The 17,332-nt window shown below is 72.3% G+C and carries 13 protein-coding genes; 7 read left to right on the forward strand and 6 right to left on the reverse strand.

Going from position 1 to position 17,332, the window contains the following annotated elements:
• Nucleotides 1-34: 34 nt before the first annotated feature.
• Both MNZ39_RS05875 and MNZ39_RS05880 read right to left on the reverse strand, forming a co-directional pair.
• Nucleotides 35-1,198 carry a DegT/DnrJ/EryC1/StrS aminotransferase family protein gene (locus MNZ39_RS05875; RefSeq protein WP_242335940.1) on the reverse strand — a complete coding sequence of 388 codons (1,164 nt, stop codon included), beginning with the start codon at nucleotides 1,196-1,198 and terminating at the stop codon, nucleotides 35-37.
• 33 nt (nucleotides 1,199-1,231) lie between these two features.
• Nucleotides 1,232-2,791: a class I adenylate-forming enzyme family protein gene (locus MNZ39_RS05880; protein WP_242335943.1), complete on the reverse strand. Its 1,560-nt coding sequence runs from the start codon at nucleotides 2,789-2,791 to the stop codon at nucleotides 1,232-1,234.
• Between the two features lie 214 nt (nucleotides 2,792-3,005).
• On the opposite strand from MNZ39_RS05880, the gene nadE reads away from it, so the two are divergent.
• From nadE to MNZ39_RS05895, 3 genes are read left to right on the forward strand one after another with little or no spacing between them, the layout of a single operon-like run.
• Nucleotides 3,006-3,980, forward strand: a complete 975-nt coding sequence (gene nadE / locus MNZ39_RS05885; RefSeq protein WP_242335946.1) for an NAD(+) synthase — start codon at nucleotides 3,006-3,008, stop codon at nucleotides 3,978-3,980.
• Between the two features lie 2 nt (nucleotides 3,981-3,982).
• Complete coding sequence (gene asnB, locus MNZ39_RS05890; RefSeq protein ID WP_242335949.1) at nucleotides 3,983-6,013, forward strand: asparagine synthase (glutamine-hydrolyzing); 2,031 nt, start codon at nucleotides 3,983-3,985, stop codon at nucleotides 6,011-6,013.
• A gap of 1 nt (nucleotide 6,014) precedes the next feature.
• Nucleotides 6,015-6,302, forward strand: coding sequence for an acyl carrier protein (locus MNZ39_RS05895; protein WP_242335952.1), 288 nt, complete (start codon nucleotides 6,015-6,017; stop codon nucleotides 6,300-6,302).
• A gap of 95 nt (nucleotides 6,303-6,397) precedes the next feature.
• On the opposite strand, the gene MNZ39_RS05900 is transcribed toward MNZ39_RS05895, so the two are convergent.
• From MNZ39_RS05900 to MNZ39_RS05910, 3 genes are all read right to left on the reverse strand, one after another.
• On the reverse strand, nucleotides 6,398-7,039 hold the full coding sequence (locus MNZ39_RS05900) for a hypothetical protein (protein WP_242335954.1): 642 nt from the start codon (nucleotides 7,037-7,039) through the stop codon (nucleotides 6,398-6,400).
• A 76-nt stretch (nucleotides 7,040-7,115) separates the two neighbouring features.
• The gene (locus tag MNZ39_RS24825; protein ID WP_242335957.1) at nucleotides 7,116-8,180 is read right to left on the reverse strand and encodes a GNAT family N-acetyltransferase; all 1,065 of its coding nucleotides are present in this window, start codon (nucleotides 8,178-8,180) and stop codon (nucleotides 7,116-7,118) included.
• Entirely contained in the window at nucleotides 8,177-8,902 is a 726-nt protein-coding gene (locus tag MNZ39_RS05910) for a sugar transferase (protein WP_308197186.1), read from the reverse strand. Before MNZ39_RS05910 ends, MNZ39_RS24825 begins: the two co-directional genes overlap by 4 nt.
• Before the next feature lie 434 nt (nucleotides 8,903-9,336).
• On the opposite strand from MNZ39_RS05910, the gene MNZ39_RS05915 reads away from it, so the two are divergent.
• The 4 genes from MNZ39_RS05915 to MNZ39_RS05930 are packed head-to-tail and all read left to right on the forward strand — an operon-like array spanning nucleotide 9,337 to nucleotide 14,415.
• On the forward strand, nucleotides 9,337-10,698 hold the full coding sequence (locus tag MNZ39_RS05915) for a lipopolysaccharide biosynthesis protein (protein WP_242335960.1): 1,362 nt from the start codon (nucleotides 9,337-9,339) through the stop codon (nucleotides 10,696-10,698).
• On the forward strand, nucleotides 10,695-11,936 hold the full coding sequence (locus MNZ39_RS05920; RefSeq protein ID WP_242335963.1) for an O-antigen ligase: 1,242 nt from the start codon (nucleotides 10,695-10,697) through the stop codon (nucleotides 11,934-11,936). Before MNZ39_RS05915 ends, MNZ39_RS05920 begins: the two co-directional genes overlap by 4 nt.
• A gap of 26 nt (nucleotides 11,937-11,962) precedes the next feature.
• Nucleotides 11,963-13,144 (forward strand): non-hydrolyzing UDP-N-acetylglucosamine 2-epimerase, encoded by a 1,182-nt coding sequence (gene wecB, locus MNZ39_RS05925; protein WP_242335966.1) that lies wholly within the window; start codon nucleotides 11,963-11,965, stop codon nucleotides 13,142-13,144.
• Nucleotides 13,141-14,415, forward strand: a complete 1,275-nt coding sequence (locus MNZ39_RS05930; protein ID WP_242335969.1) for a glycosyltransferase family 4 protein — start codon at nucleotides 13,141-13,143, stop codon at nucleotides 14,413-14,415. Before wecB ends, MNZ39_RS05930 begins: the two co-directional genes overlap by 4 nt.
• Nucleotides 14,416-14,486: 71 nt before the next feature.
• Here MNZ39_RS05930 and MNZ39_RS05935 read toward each other — a convergent pair whose 3' ends face one another.
• Nucleotides 14,487-16,778, reverse strand: a complete 2,292-nt coding sequence (locus MNZ39_RS05935; RefSeq protein WP_242335972.1) for a choice-of-anchor D domain-containing protein — start codon at nucleotides 16,776-16,778, stop codon at nucleotides 14,487-14,489.
• Between the last annotated feature and the right edge of the window lie 554 nt (nucleotides 16,779-17,332).

Consider the following 17,332-nt stretch of genomic DNA (forward strand, 5'->3'; position numbering starts at 1 on the left):
CTCGGCGGCGGAGCGAAGCTGGGCACGACGCACCTCACGCGAAGGCGCCCCAGGGGGTCTCGTGTTGACCGAGGGTGGGGCGTGCGACCGAGCGGACGACCTCGACGACCCGGTCCTGCTCCTGGCGCGAGAGGCTGCTCGAGCTCGGCAGGCACAGCCCGTGCTCGAACAGCGCGGCGGCGACCTCGCCGCCGTACCGCTCGCACGTACGGTAGAGGGGCTGGAGGTGCATCGGCTTCCAGAGCGGCCGTGCCTCGATGTCCCGCGCCTCGAGGGCACGCAGCAGGTCGTCCCGGGAGGCGCCGAACGCGCGCGGCGCGACGAGGAAGCAGGAGAGCCAGTTCGTGTGCAGGCCGTACGGCGCCTGCGGCATGAGCCCGATGCCGGGCAGATCCGCGAAGGCGTCGCGGTAGCGGAACGCGACGGCGCGGCGCTGGGCCACCCGCTCGTCGAGCACCTCGAGCTGGCCTCGACCGATCCCCGCCAGCACGTTCGAGAGCCGGTAGTTGTGGCCCACCTCCGTGTGGTGGTACGCGGCGCCCGGCTCGCGCGCCTGCGTGGACCAGAACCGCGCGCGGTCGACCCAGTCCCGTCGCGCGGCGACGAGCATCCCGCCGCCCGTCGTGGTGATGATCTTGTTCCCGTTGAACGAGAACGCGGCGACGTCGCCGAACGACCCCGCGGGCGCCCCGTGGTACGTCGCCCCGAGCGCCTCGGCGGCGTCCTCGAGCAGCGGCACGCCGTGCGCGCGGCACGCCTCCAGGATCGGCGCGAGGTCGGCGCACTGGCCGTAGAGGTGGACCACCACGACCGCCCGCGGCGGCCTCCCTCGGCGGGCGCGGTCCTCGAGCGCCTCGGCGAGGAGCGCCGGGCTCATCATCCAGGTCGCGGGATCGCTGTCCACGAACACGGGCGTGGCGCCGAGGTAGCGGATGGGGTTCACGCTCGCGACGAACGTGAAGTCCGAGACGAGCACCTCGTCGCCGGGCGCGACCCCGAGGAGCCGCAGGCCGAGGTGCATGGCGGCGGTGCCGCTCGCGAGCGCCACCGCGGGCCGCCCGATGCGCTCCGCGAACGCGCGCTCGAAGGCGTCGAGGTTCGGGCCGACGGTGGAGAGCCAGTTCGAGGCGAACGCCTCGCGCACGTAGCGCTCCTCGCTGCGTCCCATGTGCGGCACCGACAGGTACGTCCGCGTCATCCGCTCGCCCTCCCCCGTCGCGCGACCCCGCCCTCAGCCCGCGGCGTGGCGCGCGGCGAGCTCCGTCCGCAGGAGCTTGCCCGCCTCGTTCCGAGGCAACGCCTCCACCCACGTGAACGTGGCGGGGACCTTGTAAGGCGGCAGCTGCTCGCGGCAGTGCCGGCGCAGGTCCGCCTCGCTGGGCGTGTTGCCGGGGCGACCGACGACGAACGCAGCGGCGACCTCGCCCATCAGGTCCTGCTTCACGCCGATGACGGCCGCCTCCGCGACCGCGGGGTGGGTCGCGATGACGTGCTCGATCTCCACGGGGCTCACCCGGTGACCGCCGATCTTGAGGATCTCCTTCGAGCGCCCCTGGTGGAAGAGGAAGCCGTCGGCGTCGCGCAGCGCGAGGTCACCCGTCCAGAGCCACCCGTCGCGGAGGATGGCCGCGGTCTCGGCGGGCTCGTCGAGGTAGCCCTGGGTCACGTTGTCGCCGCGCGCCACGAGGTGGCCCACCGCTCCAGGCGGCAGCTCGCGGCCCGCGTCGTCCACGACGCGGAGCTCGACGCCGGGGATGGGGACGCCGATGGAGCCCTTCTTCTCCTCCGCGCGGTCGGGCGGGAGGTAGGCGAGCCGCGCCGTCGCCTCCGTCTGGCCGTACATGACGAACAGCTCCGCGGGTCGAAAGGCCTCGCGCACCCAGGCGATCGTGTCGGGCGCCATGGCGCCCCCGGCCTGCGTGAGGTAGCGCAGCCGCGGGAACGCCATGGACGAGACGTCCACCTGCCTGCGGACGATCTCGAACGTGAGCGGGACGCCGGCGAACCCCGTGCACCCCTCCGACGCGAGGGACTCCAGGACCACGCGCGGGAAGGCGAAGCGATTGTCGAGGAACACCGAGCCGCCCGCGAACAGGTGCGTCTGCAGCACGCTGCGGCCGTAGCAGTAGTAGAGCGGCAGGACGAGCAGCGCGCGATCGTCGGCGCACAGCCGGAGGTACTGCACGATCGAGCGGGTGTTCGCGTCGACGTTCCGGAACGTCTGCACGACCCCGCGTGGCCTCCCCGTGCTGCCCGAGGTGTAGAGGATGAGCGCGGGCCAGTCGGCGCGCGGCTCGGCCCGCGGCGGCGACGGCGCGGGCTCGACGCTGCCGTCCTCGAGGACGAGGGACACCGGCGCGCCGCGCAGCCCGTCCGGAACCGTTCGGGTCGCGTCGCCCTGCAGCACCCAGAGGTGCTCGAGCCGTCCCTGCGCGAGCACCTGCCCCCAGAGGCGCGCGTCGCGGCCCCAGACGACCGCGTGCCGGGCACGGCTCTGCGCCACTACGCCCGAGAGCACCTCGGCGCCGAACTCCCGGTTCACCTCGACGCACGTCCCGCCGAGCATGTTCACCGCGAGCCCCGCGACGACCGTGGCGGGGGTGTTGGGCAGCGCGAGGACGACCCGATCGTGCGGCCCGACGCCGTTCGCCGCGAGGTGACCCGCGAGGGCCCGCACGCGCGCAGCGAGGTCGCCGTAGGTGAGGCGCACCGCGGGGGTGGCGATCGCCGGCGCGTCGGGCTGGCGCTCGGCGTGCGAGAAGAGCCACTCGTGCAGGAGCGAGGATTCCACCGGGCCTCCGTCGCGGACGCGAGCGCGTCGCGCGCCGCGTACGTACGCGTCCCAACGTGTGCACCGGAACGGCTCGCGTGCACGCCTCGCGAGGAGTCCCGTGCTCGCCCGAGGCGCTCGGGGACATCGCGCCGCGCGCCCCAGGATTGCGATCGCATTCCCCCGATGCCCGGGACATGTCGCCGAACCCGTCGTGATTATTCTCGACCGCACGATGTTCTCGCGAGACGTGCTGCGGATCGACCCTGCCGGTGTCGCCGAGCAGATCCAGACGACCCTGCGGGAGCAGGTCCTCGGGTCGCTGCGCCGGCGGGGCGCCGTCGTGGGCCTGTCGGGCGGGGTCGACAGCTCCGTGGTGGCGACGCTGTGCACGCGCGCCCTCGGCCCGGATCGCGTGGTCGGGCTGCTGATGCCGGAGCGCGACTCCTCGGGCGACGCCCTCAGGCTCGGCGCGATGGTGGCGGACCGCCTGGGGATCCGCCACGTCGTCGAGGACGTCGGCCCCGCCCTGGAGGCGCTCGGCTGCTACGAGCGGCAGCTCGAGGCGATCCGGGCCGTCTACCCCGAGTACGGGCCCGGATGGCAGTGCAAGCTCACGCTGCCTTCCCTGCTCGAGGGCGATCGCCTCAACGTCACGACGCTGACGGTCGCGGACCCGCGCGGGATGCAGCGGAGCTCGCGGATGCCGCCCGCCGCCTACCTGCAGCTCGTGGCCGCCACGAACTTCAAGCAGCGGGTGCGCGCGATGGTGGAGTACTACCACGCGGATCGCCTGAACTTCGCGGTGGTGGGCACCCCGAATCGCCTGGAGTACGACCAGGGCTTCTTCGTGAAGCAGGGGGACGGCGCCGCCGACCTGAAGCCCATCGCGCACCTGTACAAGACCCAGGTCTACGCGCTCGCCGAGCACCTCGGGGTGCCGGCGGAGGTCCGCAGCCGACCGCCCACCACGGACACCTTCTCCCTCGCCCAGACCCAGGAGGAGTTCTACTTCGCGTTGCCTTACGCCGACATGGATCTGTGCCTCTGGGCGCACGACCACGGCACGGCGCCCGCGGAGGTCGGCGCCGTCACCGGGCTCACCGCCGAGCAGGTGGAGCGGGTCTACCGGGACATCGAGGCGAAGCGCCGGGCGAGCCGGTACCTGCACCAGGCTCCGCTGCTCGCGGACGACCGCCGGGGGCCGTAGGGATGTGCGGGATCGCCGGCTTCGTGGCGCTGCGCGAAGGCCTGCCTCCGCAGTCGCTCGACGAGCTCACGGCCATGGTCTCCGCCCTGCGCCATCGCGGGCCGGACGAGTTCGGCCTGTATCGGGACGCGCACGCGGGCCTGGGCCACGCGCGGCTCTCGGTCATCGATCTCCTCACCGGGCAGCAGCCGCTCTGCAACGAGGACGGATCGCTGTGGGTGACGTTCAACGGAGAGATCTTCAACTACGTCGAGCTGCGCGCGGAGCTCGAGGCGCTGGGGCACCGCTTCCGGACCCGGAGCGACACGGAGGTCATCGTCCACGCGTACGAGTCGTGGGCCGAGCAGGCCTTCGAGCGCTTCAACGGACAGTTCGCCATCGCGCTCTGGGACTCGGCGGAGGAGACGCTGATCCTCGCCCGCGACCGGCTCGGGGTCCGCCCGCTGTACCTGTGCGAGCACGGCGGCCGGCTGTGGTTCGCGAGCGAGGTGAAGGCGATCTTCGCCGGCGCTCCCGCGCTCACGCGCGCGTTCGACCCCGTGGGCCTCGCCGAGACGTTCACCTTCTGGACCGTGGTGCCCCCCCAGTCCGTGTTCCAGGGGGTCACGGAGCTCGAGCCGGGTCACGTGCGCAGGATCTCGCGGCGGGGCACGGTGGACCGGGCGTTCTGGACGCCCCGCTACGCCGAGGGGGCCGCGCCGGCGAGCTCGCCCGGCGAGGCCGCGGAGCGCGTCCGCGCGGCGCTCGAGGACGCCGTGCGCCTGCGCATGCTGCGCGCCGACGTGCCGGTGGGGAGCTACCTCTCCGGCGGCCTCGACAGCTCGCTCGTCGCCGCGCTGGGACGCCGCGTGAGCGGCGGGAGGTTCTGCACGTTCTCGGTGCGGTTCGAGGATCTCGAGTTCGACGAGACGCCCTACCAGCGCGCCGTCGCGGAGCGCCTCGAGAGCGAGCACCACGAGCTCGTCGTCAGCCGCGAGGACATCCGCGCGGCGTTCCCCGCGGTGGTCGCGCACGCGGAGCGTCCGCTGCTCCGCACCGGTCCGGCGCCGCTCTTCCTGCTCTCGCGGCAGGTGCGAGAGGCGGGCATCAAGGTGGTCCTGACCGGCGAGGGCGCCGACGAGATGTTCGCCGGGTACGACCTCTTCCGGGAGGGAAAGATCCGGCGCTTCTGGGGTCGCCAGCCCGAGTCGGCGCTGCGCCCGCGCCTGCTCGAGCGGCTCTACCCCTACCTGGTCCGTTCACCGGTCTCGCAGCGAACCCTTGCCCGAGAGTTCTTCGGGCGCGGGCGAGCCCAGTGGGACACACCCGGCTTCGCGCACCAGCCGCGCTGGCAGAGCGCGGCGGCCCTGCAGCGGCTCTTCAGCGCCGAGCTGCGAGATCGGCTGCGGCGCGTGGACGTCGTGGAGCGGCTGCTCGCCTCGGTTCCCGCCGAGTTCCCCCGCTGGTCTTCCCTGGCCCAGGATCAATATCTGGAGGCGCGGACCCTCCTCTCCGGCTACCTGCTCTCGTCGCAGGGCGACCGGATGCTCATGGCCCACTCGATCGAGGGCCGGTTCCCGTTCCTCGACGCCCACGTGGTGGAGCTCGCGAACGGGCTGCCCGACGCGTTCAAGCTGCGCGGCCTCGACGAGAAGCACGTCCTGAAGCGTGTCGCGCGAGGCCTCGTCCCGGACGGAGTCGTCGAGCGATCCAAGCAGCCCTATCGCGCTCCCGACGCGCAGGCCTTCGTGGGCCCCGGCGCTCCGGGCTGGATCGAGGACCTGACGAGCGAGCGGGCAGTCGGGGACGCCGGCGTCTTCGATCGCGGCGCGGTCGCGCGCCTGTGGCGCAAGTGCCAGGCGTCGGCGGCCGGCGGGCAGCTCTCCAATTTCGACAACATGGCCCTCGTCGGCGTGCTTTCGACGGCGCTGCTCCATGAGCAACTCATCCGGCAGGTGCCTTCGCGGGCGCCGGGGGTGGAGTTCCGGACGTTCGTCGACAGGTTGTCCGGAGCGTGCGGCCGGCCCGGATCGGGCATGGCAGCGGGGGTGTGAGGTGACGGTCCAGCAACGCATCAGGGCGTTCATCCTCGAGAACTTCTACGTGAGCGATCCGGCGGAGCTCGCCGACGACGCCCTCCTGGTCACGAGCGGATTGGTGGACTCCACCGGGGTGCTCGAGATCATCGCCTTCGTCGAGGAGGAGTTCGGCATCCGCGTCCGCGACGACGAGACGACGCCCGACAACCTCGAGTCCATCGAGCGGATCGCCTCCTTCGTCGCGCGGAAGCGGCAGGCGAACGGCCCGACGTCGTTCACGAGCGGGGACGTCTCAGCGGCGTGAGGGACGCCGCGGAAGCGGCGAAGCCGCTCGCGGCGGCGCACGGGACCCGGCGGGCAGGGGCGGGGGCGCAGCCACCGTTCGAACAGCCGGCACGCTCACAGGTTCCTCCACGAGAGCCCCGCCAGGTTGTAGCCCGTGAGCAGCTTCTGGATCTGGAAGCCCAGCCCCATGAACGCGTTGAGCGACGGGACGTTGTCCTTGCGGATGTAGGCGTTGCAGGCGCGGAACCCCTCGCGCTTCGCGAGGTCGAGCACGAAGTGGTTCACGGTGGGGAACACCGACAGCCCCCTGAACCGGGGGAAGATGAAGATGTTCTCGACCATGGCCTCGTCGCTCCGCAGCGGGTAGTAGAGGCGCCGGCGCTGCCGCTCCAGCAGCGCGTTGTCCTGCGGGCGGAGCAACCACTGCATCGAGACGAGCTCGTTCTGCGGGCTCCGCCCGATGTAGCAGCTGGAGAACCCGGCCCGATGGAAGAGGACGCGGGCGACGACCTCCTTGCGGGAGGCCAGGTCGAGCGCTCCGAGACCTCTCACGATCTCGTCGAGGTCCGCCTCGGTCGCCAGCTCGCAGCGAATGTCGGAGCGCAGCCGAGGGAAGCGAAGGCGTCCCATCGGCGCTCTCAGATGATAGAAGTGATCCTGATAGGCGACGCGCTTCAGCAGGTACACCAGCGGGACGGTGAACCCCAGGCTGGACACGACCAGGCGGACTCTGTCGAGCGACGACGAAGCTGGCATGTCGACCACCTTCCACCTCGCCAGCGCCCGGAAGTCGTGCCGGTGGGCGCGAACCCTCTTCGCCTCTCCGTGCGCGTCAGGCGCGGTACGCAGGGAAGAAGCCGGTCCTCGGGCGCCAGGGCTTCCCCTCGCGTGAGGCGTGCGCCGCGCGAGCGTCGGCGAGCTCGCGGCAGGCGACCTCGTCGTGGACGAGCGCGGCGACGCGAAAAGGCACCGCTCCGCGCCGGTCGAAGGCCCGCTTGTACCGGTACAGCCCGTCGTCCGGCTCGTGCCCGCCGCCGAGCACGTACCGGCGCTTCCCCTCGCCCATCGACCACTCGGCGATCCGGTGCTTGACGAGGTAGCTCGGTCCGAGCGCGAACGCCTCCTCGAGCGTGCCGCCGAGGAAGTAGTACACGTGCTCGTCCGCGCAGAGCACGAGGTCCGAGGAGACCACCTTCCCCCCGGCGCGCGCGTGGAAGAAGACGAAGCGGCCGCCGAGCCGCGTCACGATCGACTCGAAGAACGACCGAGGGAAGAAGTAGAACTCGTCCGCGCGCCGCCGCTGCATGGTGTGCGTGTACACCTCGAAGAACGCGTCGAGCCCGCTGCCGTCGCGGTCGACCTCGACCGTCACGCCGGCGGCCTCCGCGAGCCGCACCCACTTGCGCACCTTCGACTCGTAGTTGCGCCACAGGCCCTCGCTGCCGCCGTCGAGGCGCACGACCACGTTCTGCGATCTCACCTCGACCCGACCCGGCATGGGGGCGAGCTGCTCCGCGAACAGCGACAGGCGGGCGAAGGTCGTGACGATCCGCTCGTCGCGGCACCACTCTCCGTACGCGGCCCAGAACGCGGCCTGATCCCGCACTCCGCCGCCGCACACGAAGGGCCCCCCGTAGCCATAGGGCGTGATCGCGTCCCGGCGCAGCTCCCCCCGGCGCGCCCAGGGCTCGAGGGCGAGCGGCCGGAGGATGAGCGGGAACAGGATGGCGCCACCCTCGTCCTCCCCCACCACGCACACGGCGCGATCCCCGGGCCGCGCGAACAGCTGCGCGTATTCGGGGCGAGTCACGACCTCCTTGGCCGGCCAGGCGCTCCAGATCGCGAGCCAGGCGGCGACGTCGCCCGCGTCTGCTGCGTCGAGGACCCGGAACCTCACCCGCGGCCACCTTCCGCGCCCGGGGCGCTGCGCCCGCCCGCCTGCATCCCGGGCTGCGCGCGCGCGGCGGCGGGCTCGCCGCCCGCGGGAGCGCCGCTCGTGCGGACCGTTCCTGGGAGCGGGAACCCGATCTCGGCGATGTCCTGAGTCTCGTGGACGTCCGAGCGGCGCAGCACCTGATACACCGTCAGCGCGAGGATCCGGAGGTCGAGCCGGAGGCTCCAGTGGTCGACGTACCAGACGTCGAGCGCGAGCCGCTCCTTGAACTTGAGCGCATGGCGGCCGTTGACGGCCGCCCACCCCGTGACCCCCGGGCGCACGTCGTGCCGGCGCCGCTCGTCCGGCGTGTACTGGTCCAGGTACTCGACGAGCAGGGGCCTGGGCCCCACGAGGCTCATCTCGCCTCGGAGGACGTTCCAGAACTCGGGGAGCTCGTCCAGGCTGGTGGCGCGCAGGAAGCGTCCGAGGCGGGTCACCCGCTGCGCGTCCGTCTGGTACCAGACCTCGTCCGCGCGCGGAGGGCGCATCGTCCGGAGCTTGTAGATCGTGAAGGGCGCGCCGCCGAGCCCCGGCCGAGCCTGACGGAACAGGATGGGGCGCCCCTGCGTGACGAGGATCGCGGCTCCGGCGACCGCGAGGACCGGCGAGGCGAGCACGAGCCCCACCCCGGCTCCGCAGACGTCGAGCGCCCGCTTCACCTTCAGCGCGATGCCCCTGCTCACGTTCAGGACGGGCTCCCTGCCGTGGTGAACCGGCCGCTGGAGGCGAGGGCGCGAGCCCTGTTCCACCCGGCGTTCCCTTGCGCGGCACTTGACGGTATTGCCGGAGCCCTCCCCTTACACGAGCCATCATGGGACCGGACCGCGGACCGCGGCCCAGCGGCGCTCCGCGGCGGCCGGGCTTCCGCGCGCGATCCGCCCGAAGCGGTCGCCCCGCTCGAGCTCGCCTCCTCGCCGCCCCATTCGCGCTCATTGCCGTTCGCCTGCCGCGCCCAGATCGTCGGCGGTGCGGTCTCGTCGAGTTCGGGCCAGCCGCGAGGACCCATGCCGCCCGTCTCCATCCACGCCCGGCTCGTCTCCGGCACGCCGGGCAGCACGCCCCCCGGCGGACGCGCTCCCCATGCACCGAGCGTGACCCGAGCCCCGGGGACACGCGCATGACCTCGGGCACTCGCTCGGTCGAGCGCCGGGACGCGCCGGAGTCCGGGCGGCCGGCACCGCACGTCGTCGCCCTCCCCCCGGAGCAGGCCGCGCCCGCCGTGGCGGTGCCCCGGGCCCGCATGAGCCTCCGGCGAAACGTGCTGTGGACCCTCGCCGGCAACGGCGTCTACGGCGGCTGCCAGTGGGCGATGCTGATCGTGATCGCGAAGCTCGGGACGCCCGAGATGGTCGGCCAGTTCGCGCTGGCCTTCGCGGTGACCGCCCCCGTGATCATGGCCGCGAACCTGAACCTGCGCGGCGTGCAGGCGACCGACGCGCGCGAGGCCTACGGCTTCGGCGACTACCTCGCCCTCCGCCTGCTCTCGCTGTCCCTGGCGGTCGCGCTGCTCGTGACGCTGGCGGTGGTCGTGTACCCCGGCGCCACCGGGATCGCGATCGTGACCGTCGCCGCGGCCAAGAGCGCGGAGTCCCTGAGCGACGTGTACTTCGGGTTCATGCAGCGCCACGAGCGGATGAGCCTCATCTCCCGCTCCCACATGGTGAAGGGGCTGTCGTCGCTCGCCGGGCTCGCGGCCGGCCTCCGCTTCGGACGGTCCCTGACGTGGGCCGTGGTCGGCGTGGCCGCCGCCTGGATCGCCGTGCTGGTGCTCTACGACATCCCCCAGGCCAACCGGCTCGCGAGGGCCGTGCACGGCGGCCCGCTGCGCGCCCGCTGGCGGTGGCCGGCGTTGCGCACGCTCTCCCGGATGGCGCTGCCGCTCGGGTTCGCCGCGCTCCTGTCGTCGCTCCTGACGAACATCCCGCGCCTCTTCGTCGAGCGGCTGCTCGGGGCGCGAGAGCTCGGCTTCTTCGCGGCGGCCGGGTACCTCATGATCATCGGGGCGCGCTTCATGACGGCCCTCGGCGAGTCCGCGAGCCCCCGGCTGGCGTCGTACCACGCGAGCGGCGAGGGGCGGCGCTTCCGTCGCCTCCTCCTGCGGATGATCGGGCTCGTCTCGGGCGTCGGCGCCGTCGCGCTCGCGGTCGTCGCGCTCCTGGGCCGGCCCCTGCTCGCGGCGCTCTACCGCCCGGAGTACGCCACGCAGGCGTACGTGCTGCTCGTCCTCATCCTCGCCGCCGTCATGGGCTACGCGGCCGTGCTGCTCCAGTACGCCATGACCGCGCTGCGCGCGCTCCGGATCCAGCCGCTCATCCTGGCCGCCAGCGCGATCGTGTCGGCGCTCGCCTGCGCCGTGCTGGTGCCGCGCCACGGCAACATGGGCGCGGCGGTCGCGATGTGCTGCGGGGCCGCCGTCCAGGTGGCGGGGAACGCCTGGGCGACCCGCGTCGCGCTGCGGGACCTCCGGTCGGCGGCATGACGGGCACGCCTGGCACCTCGAGGCTCGCTGCCGCCGCGTGCGGCGTGCTCACCGCGGTGTACCTGCTCGTCGGTCGCTGGACGCTCTCCCGCCTCGGCGACGCCGCCACGGAGCACCCGTTCTACACCGAGGTTCGCTTCTGGGTGGTGCTGCTGCTCGTGTGCGTGTCGCTCATGGCGAAGGCCCAGCCGTCGGCGGGGGCGCGCGGCCGCGGAGGGCTGACCGTCCCGGCCCTCTTCGTGTTCTTCACGTACTGGGTGGCCACGGCCGCGTGGGCTCCGGACCCCGCGCTCGCCGCCGTCAAGCTGTACGAGGTCGTGCTCGTCGCGGCGGCCACCTTCGGCCTCGCCCGGGCGCTCTGGAGCGACGACTCGGGGCGGGTGCTGCGCTGGATGTGGGCGGGCGTGCTGGCGGTGGCCGGGCTCCTGGCGACGGTCGCGCTGGTGCGTCTCGTCACCTCTGGCGCGGTCGGGGAGCGCCTGTCCGTGATGGGCGGCGGGCCGAACTCCTTCGCGCGGCTCATGGGCTACCTCGCGCTGGCGGCGCTGTTCTTCTGGAGGCGCCACGGCCGCTCCTGGCTGTTCATGCCGATCGCCGCGATCTCGCTCGTGCTCGTGATGCTGAGCGGCTCACGCGGGGGGCTCATCGCGCTCGTCCTCGGGGTCGGCGTGTTCCTCGTGTCGGAGCTGCGGAACGCGAGGCGCCTCGTGCCCGGCTTCGTGCTCGCCGCGGTGGTGTTCGCGATCACCGCCACCTACTCGCCCATCGGCGCGGCGGCGCTCGAGACCTACGAGCGCCGCGTCAACCAGCTGCTGCTGCAGGAGCAGTACACGTCCGGACGGACCCGGCTCTACCGCTCCGCCTACCAGCTCGCGCTCAAGGAGCCGGTGTTCGGCGACGGGCTCGCCGCGTTCTCCGGGCGGCGGCTCGGGGTGTACCCCCACAACCTGTTCCTGGAGGCGTTCTGCGAGGCCGGGATCCTCGGCGTGGCGCTGCTCTCGCTGACGTTCGGGGCGGGCGCCGTCGCCTCCCTCCGGGGGGAGCGCCGGCCGGACGGCTCCGCGCTCGCGGGGTTCGCCTTCATGCTCGTCGCGGCGCAGTTCAGCGGCGACCTGTTCGACAGCCGGGCGCTGTTCGCGTTCCTCCTGCTGTCCAGCGTCCAGCCGCCGGCGGCGGCCCCGGTCGCCGCCGGGCCGCCATCACTCCGGGCGGAGCTCGCCTCCCGAGCCGGTCCGTGATCGGACGCGGCGTAGAGATGAGGACCATGCGCGAACGAAGAAAGATCCTGCACGTCGTCGGGGCGCGGCCGAACTTCATGAAGATCGCGCCCGTGATGCGGGCGATCGCCGGCGCGGGGTTCGCCGATCAGCGGCTCGTCCACACCGGCCAGCACTACGACGCGGCGATGTCGGACGTGTTCTTCTCCGACCTGGGGCTCCCCGAGCCCGACCTCCACCTCGGAGTGGGCTCGGGCTCGCACGCGGAGCAGACCGCGAGGGTCATGGTGGCGTTCGAGCGCGTGTGCGTGGACGAGCGGCCCGACCTCGTCGTGGTCGCCGGCGACGTCAACTCCACGATGGCGTGCGCGATCGACTGCGCCAAGCTGCGCATCCCGTGCGCGCACGTCGAGGCGGGGCTCCGGTCCTTCGACCTGGAGATGCCGGAGGAGGTGAACCGGATCGTCACCGACCGCCTCTGCGACGTCCTCTTCACGCCCTCGGCCGACGGCGACGAGAACCTGCGGAACGAGGGCGTCGATCCGGCCCGGATCTTTCGCGTCGGGAACGTGATGATCGACTCGTTGCTCGAGCACCTGCCGAGGGCGCGCGAGACGCGCGCGCTCTCGAGGGCGGGGGTCCGGGCCGGCGACTACGCGGTCCTGACGCTCCACCGGCCCTCGAACGTGGACGATCCGGAGGTGCTCCGGGGCATCTTCGACGCCCTGGAGGAGGTCCAGCGGCGGCTCCCCGTCGTGTTCCCCGTGCATCCGCGCACGCGCGCCCGGCTCCAGGAGTTCGGCCTCGGCGGGCGGGTCGAGGCGCTGCGCGGACTGCACCTCTGCGAGCCGCTCGGTTATCTCGACTTCCTGGGGCTCACCTCGCAGGCGAGGCTCGTCCTCACCGACTCGGGCGGTCTCCAGGAGGAGACGACGGCGCTGGGCATCCCCTGCCTCACGCTCCGCGAGAACACCGAGCGCCCGATCACCGTCACCGAGGGGACGAACGAGCTCGTGGGCACCGACCCGGGGGCGATCGCCGCCGCGGCGTCACGCGCGCTCGACGGAGGGAGCCGGCCGGGCCGCGTCCCGGCCCTCTGGGACGGGAAGGCGAGCGAACGGATCGCCCGCGTGATCGCGAGCCTCGCGTGGACACGAGCCGGAGAGACGGACGGGCCGGGCGAGCCGCCCCGGCTGGCTGCCGGCGTGAGGCACGGGAGGGGAACGTGAGGATCCTCGTCATCCACCAGTACTACGGCATGCCCGGGCGCGCCTGCGGGTCGCGCTTCAACGAGCTCTCGCGGCTCTGGTCCGAGGCCGGTCACCACGTGACGGTCGTGGCCGGGACGATCCAGCACTCCACCGGCAAGGTGCCCGAGCAGTACAAGGGGCGCTGGAACACCCGCGAGCGGGACGGCAAGGTCGACGTCTGGCGCTGCTACGTCCCGGAGCTCTACGGCAAGGGCTATCTCGGGCGCGCGTGGGGGTTCTTCGCCTTCATGTTCTCCGCCGCGACGGCGGCGCTCCGCGCCGGAAGCCCCGACGTGGTCATCGCCACCTCGCCGCCGATCGTGGTGGCGGTGCCGGGCTGGCTCGCAGCCAGGGCGCGCGGCGCGCGGCTCATCTTCGAGATCCGCGATCTCTGGCCCGAGAGCGCGGTCACGACGGGCGTGCTCCGCGAGAAGGCCGTCTTGACGCGCCTCCTCTACCGTCTCGAGCGCTGGTCGTGCCGGGTGGCGGACCGCATCAACGTGCTCACCCCCGCCTTCCGCGACGATCTCCTGCGCCGCGGCCTCGCCCCGGCCGAGAAGATCATCTGCGTCCCGAACGGCGCCGATCTCGACCAGTTCTGGCCGGGCCCCCGGGAGAATGCGGTGCGCCGCGAGCAGGGCTGGGGCGATCGCTTCGTCGTCATGTACGCCGGCGCCCACGGCAGGGCCAACGCCCTCGGCCAGCTCGTCGACGCGGCGGAGCGGCTGCGGGACCGCCCCGACATCCTCATCGCGACCGTCGGAGACGGCACCGAGCGCGCCAGGCACGAGCGCGCGGCTCGCGAGAAGGGCCTGACGAACATCGTCTTCTGCGGAGAGCAGCCGAAGGCGCGCATGCCCGAGTTCGTCAACGCCTGCGACGTCGGCGCCGCGGTGCTGCAGGACAACCCGACCTTCCGCACCGTCTACCCGAACAAGGTCTTCGACTACATGGCCTGTGCTCGCCCGACGCTCCTCGCCATCGACGGCGTGGCGCGCGCGATGGTGTGCACGGACGCGCGCGCCGGGGTCTTCGTTCCCCCGGAGGACGGGCGGGCGATCGCCGAGGCGATCCGGCGGCTCGCCGACGATCCCGTGGCGTGCGCGGAGATGGGGCGCAACGGGCGAGCCTGGGTCGAGGCGAACGCCGCTCGCCAGGCGCTCGCGGCGCGGTATCTCGAGTCGATGAAGGAGCTGGTCGGCACGCCGCGAGCCGGCCGCCGGCCGCACGAGAGCGCCGCCCAGACCTGAACGCGCGAGGGCCTCCAGCGACCGGAGCCGCTGGAGGCCCTCATCGCGGATCGAGGACGACCCGCGAGCCGCTACCGACCGTTGAGGATCTTCGCGTTCAGCGCCGCGTTCCCGTAGAGCTGCATGCCCTGCCCGACCGGATGCGACTCGAGCCGCTTCTGGACGGCGACGTCGTAGCGGCCGAGCTTGCAGAAGCCGTCGTTGAACCAGCCGTTCCCCGCGCCGCTGCCGTCCACGTACTGCCCGTACTGGTAGCCGGTCGAGGTGGAGATCCAGATGTGGTCGAGGAGCGTCTTCGACAGCGCGTGAACGTCGGCGTCGGTCCACTCGATGCCGAGGTCGTGCGCCTCCACGATGTAGGCGATGACGTTGTTGCCGTGGCTGACGTCCTGCCCGGGGGCGGCGCTGGAGCCCCAGACGTCGCTCCAGAAGTACGCGCCCGGGTCTCCGGCGGCGGGCTTCATCTGCTGCCGCAGCGACGAGGAGTAGTTGGGCAGGTGGAGGTTGACGTTGTCCACCACGGTCCGGTACGTCGCGCGCTCGGCGGGATCCGAGCTGAGCACCCAGAGATCCGCCGCGATGAACGCCCAGTGGGACGCCATGTGGGTCCTGCTGCGGTACAGGTTCTCCGAACCGCGGGTTGCCCACTTCTCGAAGATGTTCTTCTTCGTGAACGCGAGGACGTCGTCGTAGGTCTTCCGGTAGCCGGGATCCGCGTAGACCGCCGGGTTGTTGCGCATGACCCGGAGCAGCTTCGTCACGTACCTGAAGCAGTAGCTCTCCGTGAGCGGGTACTCGCCGCCGACCAGGCTCGTGTCGTACGGGTGATCCCACGCCCCCCAGCCCAGGTAGCCGTCCTTGAACTGGCTGTTCGGCAGGGACGAGGAGGGGACGGCGCTGGCGATGACGTTGTGGATGTAGAGGAGCGCGCGATCGAGGTACTTCGTGTTCCCCGTCGCCTCGAACATCGCGGTCAGGCCGTCGATGCCGTACGCGAGGTTGTAGTACTTCCAGCTGTTCCCCGAGGTGCTCAGCGGGAGGTACGTGTTCACGTTCTCGCTGTCCCAGCTCTGCAGGAACAGGCTCTCCCACTGCGCCACGGTCCGCAGGCTCGGGTCCGCGGGGGTCGTCGGGCCGGACGGCGCGGGCGTCGGGGCGACCACCGGCGCGGACACCGTCACGGAGCCGGTGGCCTTCCGGGTCGGGTCGGCGACGCTCGTCGCCGAGACCCGGTACGTGCCGCCGGTCGCGGGCGCGGTGTAGACGCCGGTCTGGGCGTCCACCGTGCCGAGGGAGCCGCTCTCCACGGCCCACCGGACCGAGCGATCGATGGTCCCGACCACGACCACGTCGGCGACGAGCTGAACCGTCTGCCCCGCGGCCACGGCGGTATCACGTACCGTCACGCTCGTGATGCTCGCGGCGGGGACGCCGGTGCCCGCGAAGTCGACGGCGGCGAGCGGATCCGCCTGGGTCGCGCTCTTCACGACGAGCCTGCCGCTCGACGGCCCGCTGGCGGTGGGCGTGAACCTCACCGTCACCGTCGCAGCGGCGCCGGGCGCGAGGGTGGTGGGCAGGCTTCCGCTGGAAGCCGTGAACCCCGTCCCGGTCGTCGCGACCTCGGACACGGTCACCGGCGCGCTGGAGGGGTTCGTGAGCGTGACGCTCTGCGCGCTGTAGCTCCCGATCGTCACGTCCCGGAAGTCCAGGGCGGTCGGCGTCGTGCCGAGCGACACGGCCGGGGACAGCCCGTTCCCGCTGAACTCCACGACGGCGAGCGGACGCGGCTGGGTGCCGTTGATGGACACGCTGCCAGCCACCGCGCCCGCGATGCTCGGGGCGAACGCGACCGTGAGGGTGGCGCTCTCCCCCGCCGCGATGGTGGCGGGCAGCGTGAGCCCGCTGGCGGTGACGTCCCGGCCGAGCACCGAGATGCTCGTGACCTGGGCGGGGCGGCTCGAGGAGTTGGTCACCGTGACGACCTGCTGGGCGATCGCCCCGACCGGCACGTCCGGGAACGCGAGCGCACCCGGTGCCGCGTCCAGCTGGTTCGCGTACTTCACGCCCCTTCCGTTGAACCGGACGAGCGTGGTCGAGCCGGTCTGGGCGGAGCTGCTCACAGAGATCGCGCCGGCGACGTCACCCGACGTCACGGGGGCGAGCTCCACGAACAGGCTCGTCTGCTCGCCCGGGGCGAGCGTCACCGGCAGCGCCCGACCGGAGGTGATGGCCCACTTCCCGGTGGGGGTCACGTCGGTGATCGTGAGCGGAGCGGCGGAGGTGTTGGTGAGCGTGACCGTCTGCGCCGCGTCGCCAGCCACGTCCACCTCGCCGAAGGACACCTCCGACGGGGTCGCCGTCACTGGCTGTGACGACGTATCCCCGCCGCCGCAGGCGACGAGAGCGAGCAGTCCAGCGAGTGTCAGCAAGGCAGCGTGTCCGGCGAAGAACTTGTGCATTCGGGCGTTCCCTTTCATCCCTCTTGGCGGCTCAGCTGCAGACCCAGCAGGGCTTTCCACGGCTGCTTGCTCCGTGGTCCTGGGGCCGTAGAGACCACGGCAGCCGTGTAGGCGCGAAAGGGTAGTAGGTACGAATATGGCGGAGATTGCTCAGGATTTTGGCAAATGACCTGATCTGAATGTCATAGCCGTAAACTTATCGTACGGGTACAAACGAACCCCTGAGTGCATGCGCACTCAGGAATTCGCTCGTGGTACCGGTGAGTTGACGACCCGCTGCTCCCTCATCCGTGGAGCCCGTGCCGAGAAGGCGCTCGCGGTGCGGGGCGGCGGCCAGGCGGAAGAACGCCGACGAGCTCCGACGATGCGGGGGTGGTGCGAGGGGACGCCGCAGCGACCTGGCAGCGACGACGCGCGCCCGCCGGGCCCCGGCGGGTCCGCGCCTGCGCCATCCGCGC

This window comes from Anaeromyxobacter sp. SG66 (genome assembly GCF_022690805.1).
In the GTDB taxonomy this organism is placed as follows: Bacteria; Myxococcota; Myxococcia; order Myxococcales; family Anaeromyxobacteraceae; genus Anaeromyxobacter; species Anaeromyxobacter soli.

Coding starts and splice junctions, on each gene's coding strand:
- MNZ39_RS05920 (WP_242335963.1), top strand. CDS start 10,695: ATGACGGGCACGCCTGGCACCTCGAGGCTCGCTGCCGCCGCGTGCGGC.
- wecB (WP_242335966.1), top strand. CDS start 11,963: ATGCGCGAACGAAGAAAGATCCTGCACGTCGTCGGGGCGCGGCCGAAC.
- MNZ39_RS05900 (WP_242335954.1), bottom strand. CDS start 7,039: ATGCCAGCTTCGTCGTCGCTCGACAGAGTCCGCCTGGTCGTGTCCAGC.
- asnB (WP_242335949.1), top strand. CDS start 3,983: ATGTGCGGGATCGCCGGCTTCGTGGCGCTGCGCGAAGGCCTGCCTCCG.
- nadE (WP_242335946.1), top strand. CDS start 3,006: ATGTTCTCGCGAGACGTGCTGCGGATCGACCCTGCCGGTGTCGCCGAG.
- MNZ39_RS05915 (WP_242335960.1), top strand. CDS start 9,337: ATGACCTCGGGCACTCGCTCGGTCGAGCGCCGGGACGCGCCGGAGTCC.
- MNZ39_RS05875 (WP_242335940.1), bottom strand. CDS start 1,198: ATGACGCGGACGTACCTGTCGGTGCCGCACATGGGACGCAGCGAGGAG.